This window comes from Chloroflexota bacterium (genome assembly GCA_035652535.1).
Taxonomy (GTDB): domain Bacteria; phylum Chloroflexota; class UBA6077; order UBA6077; family SHYK01; genus DASRDP01.
The window spans coordinates 15,502-28,971 of the sequence record DASRDP010000027.1; the positions used below are offsets into that span (position 1 = coordinate 15,502).

Here is a 13,470-nt window from a genome sequence, read left to right on the forward strand (position 1 = left end):
CATGCCGGTTCACCTCGACCACACGATCGTCCCCGCGCGCGACAAGGAATCGTCTGCGAAGTGGTTCGCCGAGATCATGGGGCTCGAATACCGCGGGCCGTGGGGCCACTTCGCGCCCGTCAAGATCGACGAGCACCTCAGCCTCGACTTCGACGACGCGGACGATTTCCAGCCCGTTCACTACGCCTTCATCGTCTCAGACGGCGAGTTCGACGCGATTCTCGGCCGCGTCCAGAGGAAGGGGATCGTCTACGGGAGCGGCCCGCGGGACTCGGAGGACATGCAGATCAACCATCGTCACCACGGGCGCGGGTTCTACTTCAAGGACCCGAACGGCCACCTGCTCGAGGTCATCACCCACACGTACGAGTAGCGGGGCGCGATCTGGATCACAGGTCCGAGAGTTTCGCATTAGCCGAGCTGACTACACGGATCGTCTCCGCCGGAGCAAGACGTGCCTCGGCGCTGTTCCATTGTGGGCGGACGGACGTCGCGAACCTCGATGAAGCCGGTTACCTCGCCGTTAACATAGCTTGCCTTCGGCCGCGGGAACGGTTTCCGGCGTACCGGCGGGGCCCCTCACACCCGGACGCCGAGGATGCGGGCCGCGTTGTTTTGATAGAGGTCCGCAAGCTGGGCCTCGCTCAGGCTCAGCTCGCCGATGTTCTCGATGGTCCAGCGGATAAAGGCCGTTCCCCGCTCGGGATCGAACGGCATATCGCTCCCGAACATCATGTGGTCCAGACCCAGGAAGTCCATGGCGCAGCGAATTGCGTGACCGGCGCCGAAGAGGGCCGTATCGCCGTAGAACATCTTGAAGTATTCGACGGGTTTCTTGGCCATCGTCTCGCGCTGACGGACCAGCGCGTCGCCCTCGGCGCCGGGCGTGCGGTTGCCCAAGTTCTCCATCCCGGGGCCGATGCGGCCGGAGAAGTGAGGAACCATGCTGCCCCCGTGGTGGGTGAGGATCTTCAGGTTCGGATAGCGGTCCAGGATGCCGGAGAAGACGACCCGGGCCATGAAGACCGCGGTCTCATAGGGCCAGCCGAAGGTCCACCAGATTTCGTACTTCGAGTGGTCCTCCGTGGCGTAGTCGGGCATCGCCGGTGACCGAGCCGGGTGAACCCAGATCGGCTTGTTCATCTGGGCGACCTTCGCCCAAAACTGATCGAACAGCGGATCGTCGAGCGGGCGGCCCAGGACGTTGGTGTAGATCTGCACGCCGAGCGCACCCAGCTCATTGATGGCCCGGTCGATCTCTCGGAGCGTACCGTCCACGTCGTTCATGGGGAGCGACGCGGCGAACCCAAGGAATCGGTCGGGGTACTTTACGCACAGCTCCGCGAGCGTGTCGTTGCCGACGCGCGCCAGTTCGGTCGACGTAGGAGGCGCGCCGATGGCTTCGATGGGCGGATTCGAGATGGTGAGCACCTGAACGTAATCCCCGAACTGGTCCATGACGCGAAATCGCGCGTCGAGGTCGTAGAGCACGGGGATACCGGAATTGCGCTTGAACTGCCCGAGGACCGGCTCCACGGCAACGCGGCTCGCCCGGTCGAGGAGGGGTTTGGGGAAGATGTGCGGGAAGACGTCGATCTTTTTCAATCCGAACCACCGCCATCTGGATTCGGCCACACCTTACGCGGACGCCGTCGGCGGACGCAAGATTGGCTCGCGGTTCCCGGGCACGCCATGACGCGCGGACGTCTACGTTTGTCGCCGAGCAATCGCCGATGAGGATGCTGAACGGACGATGACACGCGCCTCCGCCTTTCATGCGGCAGCGAAGCATCTCTGGCTCGCGGGATCCTTCGGGCTTCGCCCTCAGGATGACGGACGGAGGGGGCTCGCGCTCGGCGACAGGCCTGCCCTGATCGCCGTTCAAAAGGCTCAGGGCGAAGGGGTTCGGAGGCTCAGGGCGAGCGGTTCGGAGGCTCAGGGCGAAGGGGTTCGGAAGGTCAGGGCGAAGGGGTTCGGAGGCTCAGGGCGAGCGGTTTTGCGCGTTGTTCAGCATCCCGCTACACGACGCCCGCCGCGCTCAACTCGCCGATGCGGGCCTCGTCCAGGCCCAGTCCCGAGAGGATCTCGACCGTGTGCTCGCCGAGGAGCGGCGGGGCGGTGGCATAGCGGATGGGCGTCTCGCCAAGGTTCACCGGCCCTCCGCTGAGCCGCACCTTGCCCATGACCGGGTGGGTCACCTCGACCGGTAAGCCGAGCTGCTGCACGTGCGCGTCCTCGAATACCTCCGGCATCGTGTACAGCGGCCCACACGGTACGTCGTGCGCGCGAAGGAGGTCGACCCAGTGCTGCCGAGGAGCGGTCGCAAAGACCTCCTGGCAGATGGCGCGCAGCGCGTCGTAGTTCCGGATCCGAGCGTCGCGTGTCATGAACCGGGCGTCCTCACGAAGCTCCGATTTGCCCAGCGCCTCCGTCAAGCCCTCCCAGAACTTGGGCGGCGACGAGAGGTGGAACACGAACGGCTTTCCGTCGCCGGCGACGAACGCGGCTGCGAGGTTTGGGCGGCCGGTCTCCGCGGTCGGCTCGCCCGTGGAGAGGTACCGCGCCGCGTGGAGCTGGACGAACGAGACGATGGACTGCAGCAGCGACGTCTCCACCTTCTGGCCCCTCCCCGTCTCTGCCCGGGCGTACAGGGCCCCCAGGACCCCGTAGCAGGCGAAGATTCCCGTGAGGTGGTCCGCAAAGGTAAAGCGCGACGGCTCTGGCGCGCTCAGGTCGGTGAGCAGGCTGAGGAGCCCGCCCATGGCCACGCCGAGAGTGTCGTAGCCCGGCAGGTCACGGTATGGGCCATCTTGCCCGAAGCCGGAGATGGAGCAATAGACGAGGCCCGGATTCGCCTGCTGGAGCGTCTCGTAGTCGAGCCCCCACCGTCGCATCTGCCCTGGCCGATGGTTTTCGATGACGACCGAAGCGGTCGAGGCGAGCTGGCGGAAGATCTGCTGCCCCTCCGTCGTCCCCAGATTCAGGGTCAGGCTTCGCTTGTTCCGGTTGAGGGCCACAAAGCCCGTGTTGTAGCCTTCCTTCCCCGATTCGCGGTCGAACCCGCGAAAGGGGTCGCCGAATGGTCGCTTTTCGATCTTGATGACGTCCGCGCCGAGATCGGCGAGGAGCATCCCGGCGTAGGGGCCCGTGATGTAGTCGGCGACCTCCAGCACCGTGACTCCACTCAACGCACCGGCCATATCTCCTCCCCGTCTGATATCGGTGGCTCGGGTCTAACGGAACAGCTCGCGCTGGCGCGCGATGTACTCCGCGGTCCGGTAGGCGAGCGCGGCGATCGTGCAGGTCGGCGGGTAGCCCGCCATGGTCGGGAAGTCCGACGATCCGACCACGAAAAGGTTGGGCACGTCGTGGGCCTGGCAGTAGCTATTGACGACGGAGCGCGCCGGGTCGTCGCCCATTCGTGTGCCGCCCGCCCACCGGTTGGGGGAGGCCTTCACGTCGGTCCACACGTGGCTGGCGCCGGTCTCCTCCATGATGCGTCGGCCGACGTCGGCCAAGAAGCGGCGCAGGCGCGCTTCGTTCTCGTGGAAGGCGAAGGTCACGCGGGGAAGGGGGACGCCCCACGCGTCTTTGCGCCGCGGGTCCAGGTCAATCCGGTTCTCCGGGTGCGGAAGCGTTTCCGCCTGCATGTTCAGCTCGAAGGTACGCGTATAGGCCCGGGCGAAGAATTCCTTGAAGTCGCGCCCCCAGCGCGGTACGTCGGGCGGGAGGACGTCGAAACGTTCCACGGGGGTACCCCCTCCGCTCGTGCCAATCGTCGCGCCGCGGATGAATCCCAGCCCGGTGTGGTCAAAATTGTTCCCGTTGAAGTCGTCGATGCGAACCGCCGCGGAGCCGGGACCGATGAACCCATTGATGATCGCGTCGTCGAAGACGCCCGCCGCCCGGACGTCGCCGTGGGCTAGGATGCAGCGACCGACCATCCCGCTCGAGTTCGCCAGACCGCGCCGCGCCGAGGCGCCCTCGGGCCCCGAGAGGAGCAGCAGACGCACGTTCTCGTACACGAAGGCGGCGAGAATGACCACGCGGGCGCGCTGCTCGCGAATTTGGCCCTCCGGGTCGAAATACGCGACGCCCGTGGCGCGGCCCGAGAAATCCGTCGTGATGCGAAACGCTCTCGATCGCGTCCGCAGATCGAAGCGGCCGGTTTCGACGGCGGCGGGGATGGCGGTATAGAGGGTGGCCGCCTTGGCGTGCACGTGACAGCCGTAATAGTTGCAGTGGCCGCAATAGACGCAGGCCGGCCGCTCCGGAATCCGCGTGTCGTACGGCTCCGGCGGGCGATACGGCTGAGAGAGGATGCCGGCCGGGCTGTCGAAGGGGTGGTACCCGAGCCGCTGGCAGGCGGCGGCGAACAGCTCCCCGCGGGCGCTGCGCCGCAGCGGTGGAAGGGGATAATCGCGGCGCTTGCCCTCGAAGGGATTCACGCCCGCCTTTCCCGAGACGCCGAACTCCCATTCGAACCGCTCGTAGTAGGGTTCGAGGTCCTCATAGGAGACCGGCCAATCGGTGATGTCATAACCGGTGAGATCGGCACCCGCCCGGTCGGCGAGTCCGCTCGCCACCTCATTCGTGAAGACTCGGAAGTCGCCGGGAAGGAAGCGCGAGGCCTGTCCCGTCCAGTGGAGGAGGGCGCCGCCGAGCGCGTTGGCGGGGCTCGTGGTGTAGCGGAGGGACGCTCGCGCGTCGCGCCCGCGTCGGTGCATCACGGGGTCGTGGCGCACCCACTCGAGCTGGTTCTGGCGAACGGTGAATTTGATCGAATCCCGCGCCGCGTAGTCGGACCGTTGGAGCGCTGGACCCCGCTCGAACCCTACGACGTCAAGGCCGGCTCGGGCTAGCTCTTTCGCCAGGATCCCGCCGACGGCGCCAACCCCGACGATGCAGACGTCCGCGACGCGATCGCCGGGCACTGTCATGGCGCGCTCGTGTCGTCAGCGGCGATGGGCGGCAGGTCGACGACGCGGTTGATGTAGGCATCTGCATAGCCGGTGCGCTGGCCCGGGAAGCCGACGATTCGCCACCCGACGAGATCGCGGTTTCCACCGTACTGCGGGTCGCCAAATATGCCCTCGAGCACGTGCTGGCGCACGAGGCGAAAGAAATCCGCCCCGTTCTTCACGGCCGAGAGCGCACCGGCCTCCAGGTCGGTCAGGATTCGGTCCTGCCCCGCGCCGTCGAGCTCGCGGAACGCCCGCCCGGACGTTTGGCGAGCGTGGAGGTCGATCTCGCGAAGGGCGCGCCGATACCGGGCGCGCAAGGAGGCGTAGGCGCCGGCGAGGGCGATTTCGATGTACTCGACGGCGCCGGCGTCGACCGCGCCGGGGGTATCGGTGGCGGGGAAGATTCGCTCCGCGATGGCGGCAAGGGTCACGCGCTCACCCCGCGTGAGCGCGCGACCCTCCCTCCGCTCGTGGGGATTCTGGGTCGATGTCGACCGCCGCGACGTCCTGGCCGTCACTGGGACGGTCCGAGATGAAAGAGGCGTGCGGGATTATGGGAAACGATCTTTTCGACCGTTGGCTCGTCGAGGTCGCCGCGTCGCAGCAGCCCTTCAGCCAGGCGGTCCTGCCGAAACGCGTCGCCATGCGGGTAATCCGTGGCGGTGATGATCCACTCATCGCCGAGTCGGGAGGTGAGGTACGGCAGGTCCTCGTCGAGGCGGCACGAGACGAACACGCGCTCGCCGAGCCGGTCCTTCGCCCGCTTGTTTCGTGCCGAGGCGGCCTGCATGATGCGCGGCACCCACTCGCAGCCGGCCTCCATGAAGCCGACGCGAAGGGCGGGAAACGCGTCGAGGAGGTCCGAAGACAGAATCTGCTGGAATGCGTAGAGCACGTACGGGCCGCTGACGAGTCCCGCCCCGAGCGGATGGATGTGGGGGAAGTCGTCGAGATACGGTCGCGGCACTCCGTCCAACATGCGGCTGATCGTCGGGCTCGATCCGTTCCCAACGTGGACGCAAATGGGCAGATCTGCCGCGGCCGCCGCCTCGAAGATGGGACGCAGCATTGGGTGGGTGAGGGGCATGTCCCACTCGACCCCGCGCGCGAAAATGCCGGCCGCGGACGGCATCTCTTTGACCCGCGCGATCTCCTTGATGGCGAGATCTGGCCGCCGCCATGGCACGACCGCGACGTACCAGAGCCGGTCCCCGGACTGGGCGCACTGGGTAGCCATGTACGTGTTGTAGCTGCGCGCCAGGGCGGCCTCGAGATCGACGTTTTCCGCAAGCGTCCCAAGCCAGATAGATGGGAAGATCACCTGGCGATCGATGCCCAATTCATCGATTGCCGCCGTGCGGGACGGTACATCCGCCAGCTCCTGAATCGCGATGGACGCGCCCTTCGCATCGGCCCGCTTCATCGTCGTCGGATTCGACGCGAAGAATCTCAGCTTGTAGTCGATCACCCACGCCGCGTTGTGGGTGCCGAAGCACGTGTCCTCGGGAAAGGTGACCGGGATCGGTCGAAAGGCGTGAAACTCGGGCTCGAGATATGACCAGGTTGCGACGCTCTCTTCGACGTGGGCGTCGCAATCGACGACGGCCATACTGTGACTCCTCAGGCCAGGTTGTAGAGGCGCGTGGCATTCGTCGCCAATAGCTTGTCGAGCGTCGGCTCCGAGAGATCCCACCTTTCGCGAAAGGCGTCGGCAGGGTGCTCGTGGGCGAAGTCGTCCTCGTGGGGCATGTCACTCGCGATGACCAGGCACTCATCGCCGAGGTTCTGCATGAGCCAGGGCAGATCCTCGTACGGCTCGCACGAGACGAAGATGGCCCCCTCGCGGAAATACCGCTCGCCATCGCGATTGCTCCGATGGCGCAACGCGCGGATCGTGGGCACAACCCACTCGGCGCCAGCCTCGAGAATGGCCCATCGGAGGCGCGGGAAGTCCTCGATCACGGTGCTGCTCAGAAGCCCTTGCACCGCCTGCTGAACGAGGAGGCCGCTCAGCAGCCCGCGAGCGAGCGGATGGATGTGGGGGAAGGGATCCGGTTTCGGCCGCGGCATGCCCTCGAACATCCGGTTGATCGTCGGGCTCCCAAATCCGATGTGAAGCCCCATGACGAGCCCCTGCTGTTCGGCTTCCTCGTAAATGGGCCAGAACATCGGATGCGTGATGGGAATGTCCCACTCCATGCCGCGAATGAAGATGCTGACGGCGCTGCCCAACTCCTTGACGCGCCGAATCTCCGCGACGGCGGCCGCGGGCTTGCGGAAGGGAAGCACGGCGGCATAGGCCAGCCGACCTCCCGACTGAGCGCACTGCGTCGCCATGTACGTGTTGTAGCTGCGGCAGAGCGCAGCTTCCAGTTCGACGTCCTCGGCCAGGCAGCCGAGCCACGTAGAGGGGTAGAGCACCTGCTTCTCGATGCCGCACCGGTCGAGGTCCCGCAAGCGCATGGGCACGTCGGAGATCTCCTGGGAGGGCACGGCAAAGGCGCGGCGCTGTGCGCGGGCTATGCTGGTCGGGCTCGAGGCGAACTTGCGCAGCTTGTAGTCGATGAGCCATCCGCCGTTGTGCTCGCCCCACGCCGTGTCCGTCGGAAAGGAGATCGGCACGGGGCGTCGCGCGTAGAACTCGGGCTCGAGGTAGGACCAATGGCCGATGCCCTCTTCAACGTGGGCGTCGGCGTCGACGACGCGCATGACTTTCTCCTTCATGGCGAGCCAGTTGAGGGCGCTGCGAGGTTGGGACGGCCGCACGCGACCTGCGCCGAAGCGGACCCAATCGAGTATGCAGAAGGGCCGCCAAAGCCATCAATCGCCGGACCAAAAACTACCCATGCGGGCGGGCCACCGCCTCCCCGCAAGGGTGGGAGGTGGCCCGCCCGGGCTCTTGATCGCGGATGGCGCGCCGATCCTCCGTGCGCCCCGCGGAACCGCCGGGGCGCACGGAAACGATCGACGCTACGCCTCGATCGTTTCGAGGAACGCGTCCAGGTCTTTCCGAAGCTGCGGGCTGTCCTCGTGTCCATGCGAGCTGATCGCGTGCGCGACCGCCGCGTCGACGAGGTCACTTCGTTGGCTTTCTGGCGCCATGATCACCAGCTTGCAGCCCCTTTCGCTGGGGAACTTCCCGCAATTCGCGACGACCCACTTGCCCGTTACACCTAGCTCGTTGAGGTTCATCACGCGCCTCCTCCAGTGAGATTGTTGGCATTGTGACCGCGCGACGGGTCGCGCGCAAGTGCTTCGCACGTGGCAGACCCGATGGTCCCCTGCCGATCGGGGGCACCGCGTTCGTTGGCCCAATTGGGTCACGGACTGGCCAGGTCCCAGTCTTGTACGTTCCACGCCTGGGTGAAGTCCTCGCCCCGCGCAGTGACGTTGAGCAGCCGATTCGACACGAGCGTGGGATCCGCGCCATAGAAGAGGGGAAGCTGGCTGAGGTTTTCCGTCTGGTGGTGGACGATATCGCCGAGCGCGCGCATACGCTCTGCCAGGGGAATCGCCGTCACGTAGCGCTCGATCGCCGCGTCGAGGTCCGGGTTGCGGTAGCGGCTCTCGAACCCCGATGCCCGGTAGCCGTTCTCTGGCAACGGGGCTTGGGAGCTGTGGAACCGATAGACGTCCGCAGCATCGAGCCTGTTCACCCGCTCGACTATCTGGAAGCCGGGAAAGGTCGCTCGGTAGGGCCGGTCCAGCGTGCGCTGAATCGGAATCGGCACCTGGTCCACTGCCACACCCATGGCCTGCCACGCGTCGGCGATCGGGGCGGTCGCCTTCAGGTGGATATCGTTCTGAGTCGGGATGCGAATGGAAACGGTCAGCTTGGCGCCGTCGGCTCCGTACAGGAAGCCGTCGCCACGCTTCGTGTAACCCAGCTCCGAGACAATCTGCGCCGACTGACGCGGGTCGTACGGGTACTTCACGATTCGCGGCTCGATGAGGTTGTACATGGGCGTGTCGGGTGAAACGTAGCTGTCTGCGACGGCGCCGTGGCCTGAGAACACGAAATCGGTGAGCTGCTGTCGATCGATGGCGAGGAACAGCGCCTTTCGGAACCGGTAGTCGAGGATGATGACTGGATCCGGATCGATGAATTGGGGATTGAGCGGTGTCCAGTTCTGCTTGCGGATCTCGACCCTGCCACCCTTCCACTGGTCCTGCGCTTGCAGTGCCATGTCCAGGGACATGGTCTTCCCAAGGGTCATGTCGGTTCCTGCCAGGATGTTGGCCAAAAGCGCGTTGTTGTCCGGGATGAAATCGATCTCGATCTCGTCGATCTTTGGTCGGCCGAAGACGTACCCGTTGTACGCGTCGACGGTTGCGTGGACATCCTGGACCCACTCGCGCATGGTGAACGCGCCCGCGCCGACGTACCCATCGGTCCAGAACGGGAGCGTGAGGAAATTAGTCTTGTCGTTCGTGTATGAGTCCGCGAGGATGTGCTTGGGAAGCGGCATGCCCGCTGCCCCATAGCTGAACATCGTGTCAGCGTCGATATAGGGCTGCTTCCAGATGACGGTGATGGTGTGAGGGTCGGCGGCCTCGATCGAGTCGATCAACCCATATTCTGCGTACGACGCAATCTCAAGGTCCTTGTCCTGTTCGACGGTGGTGGTGAACAGGAAATCATCCGCCGTGACGGGCGTGCCGTCCTGCCAGGTCGCGGAGGCTTTGATCTTCCACGTAGTCTCCATCGTACCGTCGGGCTGCACTTTCCAGAGGCCGTTGTCGAGGGACGGCACCTCCTCAGCGAGCTGCGGCGCACGACCCCCGTCGGCCTTGACATAGGTCAGCCCGGCGTTTGTGAGCTCTTCGATCGCGTCGAGGCCGCGGAGCGCACCTCCGCGCTGCGTCTTCAGGAGGACCAGGGAGCCAGGGTCTGCGCGAATCGCGGCGGTGATGCGTTTCGGCCCAAATTGGGCCGACATGGACGCCTGGCCGCTGGGATCTCCGGACTTGGGCGCGATTCCCGGGCCGCACGCGCAGATCATCAGCGCGCAACCCACCCAAACCGTTCGAGCTCGCACGATTGCCGTTGGTCGCATCTCTACGCTCCGACACCGGAACAACCCGCGCCATGGAACCGGCCAACCGTCGGCTCCCCCGATGCGGCATCTGCCGTTGGCCGATCGTAGGTCGGGCGCAGAGAGAGGGCAAATAACTCTCTTCACATCGGTCCATAAGAATTGACTTATACCGAAGGAGAGCGCGTGGACCGGACGGTCGCTACACGACGTCGCCGTCGGGGAGGACCGCCCAGAGGAAGCCGAGTGTCATGAAGACGACGAGGGCCGCGAGGATCGCGACGTGCACGGGCGGCTCCTGTGGAAAGTGAACTTGGGGCGAGAATCCCATTATCGCGCGACTGGCAAGCGCGCGTCCCCCTCCGTGCAAGGGACTGATCCGGCAGCAGCCGCCGAACGTCTACCTCCATAGCGCCAGCGTGAGCGAGACCTACCTGGCGCGGGTTGGAGGACTTGCGATGAGCGGGAACGCACTGAAGCCGTTCCTTTCCATTCTCCTGCTGGCGGGGACACTCGCCGTGGCGCCGGCATCGTGGGCGGTAGCGGAGGGCGCGGGCGGCTCCGCGATCATAACGATCGATCAGCCGACCAGTGGCGCGAGCGTGTCCGACGGCAGCCAGGTCGACGTGGGCGGATGGGCGATCGATCCGGCGGGCCCGGGGACCGGGATCGACGGTGTGCGCGTTTACCTCGACGGCGCCATGGACGGGGGCGGTACGCTGCTGGGCACTGCGACCTATGGCGCGGCGCGGCCGGACGTTGCGGCGGCGGAGGGCAGCGCCGCCTTCACGAATTCGGGGTTCGACTTCGTTTGGAGTCCGACGGGCCTCGGGAGCGGTCAACATACGATTTACGTCTATGCCCACTCCACCTCCGGTGCTTGGGCGTCGCAGTCGATTCCGGTGAACGTGGTTGGGCAAGCGGCAGGCGGTCAGTCACAAGTGACGATCGCGGACTTCTCATTCCGCCCGGCGTCGATCACGGTCCGCGTGGGGGACACCGTGACGTGGACGAACAATGGTCCGTCTCCGCATACGGCGACGAGCGACGCCGGGTCGTGGGATACCGGACGGCTCGCCGCGGGACAGTCAGGCTCGTACACCTTCACGAGCGCGGGCACGTTCAACTACCACTGCGCGATCCATCCGGCGATGCGCGGAACAGTCACCGTGACCGCGACGGGCGCAGCGACTGAGCCGGCGACCGCCGCCGACATGGGAGGCGGTTCCGGGGGCTATGGCTATGGGAGCGGTGCTGGCTACGGATCGATGAACGGCTACGGCGGCTACGGCGGCTACGGCGGGTACATGGGATACGGCGGATACATGACCAGCCCGAGTACGTACGGCTATGGAATGGGGTACGGATACTCCATGCGGATGCCGTACTACCCGCGAATGGGATACCCCCGAATTGGCTATCCGCCCCGCCCGATGTACCCGTGGTGAGTCGAGCGGCGCACGAAATCAGACGTCGGACACCTTGAGCGCGGCCAGTCAGTCTCTATATGACGGGTCTTCGGCGTCCAGCAGGGCGAGCAGCGCGGGCCAGGCGTCGTCGGTCCTCCCCGATAGTCGCTCTGGCCCCGTCTGCACCCGCGTTCGCTGCTCCACGTTGGGCATGACGAGCGGCTGGCCGCTGGCCTGCGCAAGGATCTGAAATTGACAGGCCCGCTCCACGTAGTAGGCTGCGACGAACGCCTCGCCGACCGTGCGGCCAAGGGCGAGCACGCCATGATTGCGCATGAGCATGATCTGCTTGTCGCCGAGGTCCTCTGCGAGGCGCGACCGCTCGACCGCGCTCACGGCGGCCCCCGCGTAATCGTGGTATGCAACGCCGCCGGAGAAGCGGAGGGCTGCCTGGGTGAGGGGTAAGAGTCCGCAATCGAGGGATGACACGGCGACCGCATACGGCGAGTGGGTGTGAAGAACGCAGTTCACGTCCGGCCGTGCCTCGAGGATCGCGCCGTGGATGCCGGTCCCGGCCGGATTCACGCGATACGGGCTCTCGCCGACGATGTTCCCCTCGAGGTCGACTCGAACGAGATTCGAGGCTTTGATCTGGCCAAAGAGGAGCTGATGGGGTTTAAAGAGGTACGTTGGCGGGTTCCCCGGCACGCGCAGCGAGATGTGGGTGTAGATGAGCTCCGCCATGCCGAACTTTTCCGCGAGACGATGCGCCGCGGCGAGCTGGATGCGCAGCTCGCGCTCGTCGTCGCTCGTGGGCTCCACTGAACGTCTCTGGTCGGGCCCGGTTGTCGCCGCCACGTCTCTCCTCCGTCCTGCAGCGTTGTTCGCTCCATCGTACCACTGACAGCCCGGAGATGGGCTGATCGCGAGATCCAGGGAGCTGCCTGACTTCCTCCAACGGCCCTGGCTACAATGACGCGAATCGAAGGAGAGGATGCGCGGAATGCAGGAAACGTGGAGGACTGGCCCCGCCAGCGGGAACACCGAGCGCAGCCCCGTCGTCCAGCGATCAAAGATGTTCCTGGAGGTCGCGGCGGAGTTGGTCGGCACGCCCGGATGGACTGACCGGCAGGTGAACATCCAGTTCCGGGAGCAGGGCGCCAGCGCCTGGCGGGTGAACCTCTTCGCCAGCGACGCCGCGAACTCGATCGACGCGGTTGTGGCCGGAGAGGCGGACATCGCAATCTGTAATCCGGGCGCGGTGCTTGCGATGGCGCTCCACGGACTCGGGCCATTTGCGCAGCCGATTCCGGTTCGGGCCATCGTGGTGTTCCCGCAACTCGACCGGCTGGGTTTCGCGATCGCCAAGCGCTGCGGCGTCAGCTCCATTGCCGAGATCAAGGAGCGGCGGCTGCCGCTCAAGGTTTCGCTGCGGGGGCAGCGCGATCACTCGGTCCACATGATCATCGATCTGGTGCTGTCCACCTACGGGTTCTCCTTGGCAGACATCGAGCGCTGGGGCGGCGAGCTCCGCTACACTCCGGGTCTCGGAACGGCGCCCGGGCGGCTCGACGCGGTGCCTAGCGGCGGCGTTGACATCGTCATCGACGAGGCCTTCGGCGGCCTGGCCAAAGGGGCGATCGACCTCGGGCTGAGCCTCCTCCCCGTCGACGAGCCGCAGCTTCAACAGCTCGAAAAGCTTGGGCTCCGGCGTTCTCGGATCACCACGGAGGAGTTCCCAGGACTGGAGCATGAGCACGACGCCGTCGATTTCAGCGGGTGGCCGGTCTTCTGCGTCGAAAGCACGCCCGATGACCTCGTCACCCACTTCTGCGCGGCGCTCGAGAAGCGAAAAGGCCGTTTGCCGTGGTACGGGACGGGACCGATGGACCTGAAGCACATGGTCAGCGACGCGCCCGACGCCCCACTCCCGATCCCGCTCCACCCGGCAGCCGAGCGCTTCTGGCGACAGCAGGGGTACCTGTAGGTGCGCAGGGACGCGGACCGTCGTCGATCCCAACGCCGACGACAGACTGTCCCCCGACGCGGCACGCACGGCTC

13 protein-coding genes are annotated in these 13,470 nt (G+C 65.9%); 3 read left to right on the forward strand and 10 right to left on the reverse strand.

What is annotated here, in order from left to right; translation table 11 throughout:
- Position 1 precedes the first annotated feature (1 nt).
- The gene (locus VFC51_03850; protein ID HZT06139.1) at positions 2 to 373 is read left to right on the forward strand and encodes a VOC family protein; all 372 of its coding nucleotides are present in this window, start codon (positions 2 to 4) and stop codon (positions 371 to 373) included.
- 206 nt (positions 374 to 579) lie between these two features.
- On the opposite strand, the gene VFC51_03855 is transcribed toward VFC51_03850, so the two are convergent.
- From VFC51_03855 to VFC51_03895, 9 genes are all read right to left on the reverse strand, one after another.
- Positions 580 to 1,605: an amidohydrolase family protein gene (locus tag VFC51_03855; protein ID HZT06140.1), complete on the reverse strand. Its 1,026-nt coding sequence runs from the start codon at positions 1,603 to 1,605 to the stop codon at positions 580 to 582.
- Positions 1,606 to 2,018: 413 nt separating this feature from the next.
- Entirely contained in the window at positions 2,019 to 3,200 is a 1,182-nt protein-coding gene (locus VFC51_03860) for a CaiB/BaiF CoA-transferase family protein (GenBank protein ID HZT06141.1), read from the reverse strand.
- A gap of 33 nt (positions 3,201 to 3,233) precedes the next feature.
- Entirely contained in the window at positions 3,234 to 4,940 is a 1,707-nt protein-coding gene (locus VFC51_03865) for a GMC family oxidoreductase (protein HZT06142.1), read from the reverse strand.
- Positions 4,937 to 5,482 carry a gluconate 2-dehydrogenase subunit 3 family protein gene (locus tag VFC51_03870; GenBank protein ID HZT06143.1) on the reverse strand — a complete coding sequence of 182 codons (546 nt, stop codon included), beginning with the start codon at positions 5,480 to 5,482 and terminating at the stop codon, positions 4,937 to 4,939. The genes VFC51_03865 and VFC51_03870 overlap by 4 nt, the downstream gene beginning before the upstream one ends.
- Positions 5,479 to 6,573, reverse strand: a complete 1,095-nt coding sequence (locus tag VFC51_03875; GenBank protein ID HZT06144.1) for an amidohydrolase family protein — start codon at positions 6,571 to 6,573, stop codon at positions 5,479 to 5,481. Before VFC51_03875 ends, VFC51_03870 begins: the two co-directional genes overlap by 4 nt.
- Before the next feature lie 11 nt (positions 6,574 to 6,584).
- The gene (locus tag VFC51_03880) at positions 6,585 to 7,673 is read right to left on the reverse strand and encodes an amidohydrolase family protein (GenBank protein HZT06145.1); all 1,089 of its coding nucleotides are present in this window, start codon (positions 7,671 to 7,673) and stop codon (positions 6,585 to 6,587) included.
- A gap of 261 nt (positions 7,674 to 7,934) precedes the next feature.
- Positions 7,935 to 8,156, reverse strand: coding sequence for a DUF1059 domain-containing protein (locus tag VFC51_03885; GenBank protein HZT06146.1), 222 nt, complete (start codon positions 8,154 to 8,156; stop codon positions 7,935 to 7,937).
- 128 nt (positions 8,157 to 8,284) lie between these two features.
- Positions 8,285 to 10,021, reverse strand: a complete 1,737-nt coding sequence (locus tag VFC51_03890; GenBank protein ID HZT06147.1) for an ABC transporter substrate-binding protein — start codon at positions 10,019 to 10,021, stop codon at positions 8,285 to 8,287.
- 181 nt (positions 10,022 to 10,202) lie between these two features.
- Positions 10,203 to 10,331: a hypothetical protein gene (locus tag VFC51_03895; protein ID HZT06148.1), complete on the reverse strand. Its 129-nt coding sequence runs from the start codon at positions 10,329 to 10,331 to the stop codon at positions 10,203 to 10,205.
- Between the two features lie 127 nt (positions 10,332 to 10,458).
- Here VFC51_03895 and VFC51_03900 point away from each other — a divergent pair, with 127 nt between their 5' ends.
- Complete coding sequence (locus tag VFC51_03900; GenBank protein HZT06149.1) at positions 10,459 to 11,448, forward strand: plastocyanin/azurin family copper-binding protein; 990 nt, start codon at positions 10,459 to 10,461, stop codon at positions 11,446 to 11,448.
- A 48-nt stretch (positions 11,449 to 11,496) separates the two neighbouring features.
- Here the strand turns inward: VFC51_03900 and VFC51_03905 are convergent, their stop codons facing one another.
- A complete protein-coding gene (locus tag VFC51_03905; protein HZT06150.1) occupies positions 11,497 to 12,267 on the reverse strand; it encodes a class II aldolase/adducin family protein in 771 nt (256 codons plus the stop codon).
- A 145-nt stretch (positions 12,268 to 12,412) separates the two neighbouring features.
- Here VFC51_03905 and VFC51_03910 point away from each other — a divergent pair, with 145 nt between their 5' ends.
- Positions 12,413 to 13,396: a TAXI family TRAP transporter solute-binding subunit gene (locus tag VFC51_03910; GenBank protein ID HZT06151.1), complete on the forward strand. Its 984-nt coding sequence runs from the start codon at positions 12,413 to 12,415 to the stop codon at positions 13,394 to 13,396.
- Positions 13,397 to 13,470 lie beyond the last annotated feature (74 nt).

Coding starts and splice junctions, on each gene's coding strand:
- VFC51_03850 (HZT06139.1), top strand. CDS start 2: ATGCCGGTTCACCTCGACCACACGATCGTCCCCGCGCGCGACAAGGAA.
- VFC51_03860 (HZT06141.1), bottom strand. CDS start 3,200: ATGGCCGGTGCGTTGAGTGGAGTCACGGTGCTGGAGGTCGCCGACTAC.
- VFC51_03865 (HZT06142.1), bottom strand. CDS start 4,940: ATGACAGTGCCCGGCGATCGCGTCGCGGACGTCTGCATCGTCGGGGTT.
- VFC51_03875 (HZT06144.1), bottom strand. CDS start 6,573: ATGGCCGTCGTCGATTGCGACGCCCACGTCGAAGAGAGCGTCGCAACC.
- VFC51_03880 (HZT06145.1), bottom strand. CDS start 7,673: ATGCGCGTCGTCGACGCCGACGCCCACGTTGAAGAGGGCATCGGCCAT.
- VFC51_03885 (HZT06146.1), bottom strand. CDS start 8,156: ATGAACCTCAACGAGCTAGGTGTAACGGGCAAGTGGGTCGTCGCGAAT.
- VFC51_03890 (HZT06147.1), bottom strand. CDS start 10,021: ATGCGACCAACGGCAATCGTGCGAGCTCGAACGGTTTGGGTGGGTTGC.
- VFC51_03895 (HZT06148.1), bottom strand. CDS start 10,331: ATGGGATTCTCGCCCCAAGTTCACTTTCCACAGGAGCCGCCCGTGCAC.
- VFC51_03900 (HZT06149.1), top strand. CDS start 10,459: ATGAGCGGGAACGCACTGAAGCCGTTCCTTTCCATTCTCCTGCTGGCG.
- VFC51_03910 (HZT06151.1), top strand. CDS start 12,413: ATGCAGGAAACGTGGAGGACTGGCCCCGCCAGCGGGAACACCGAGCGC.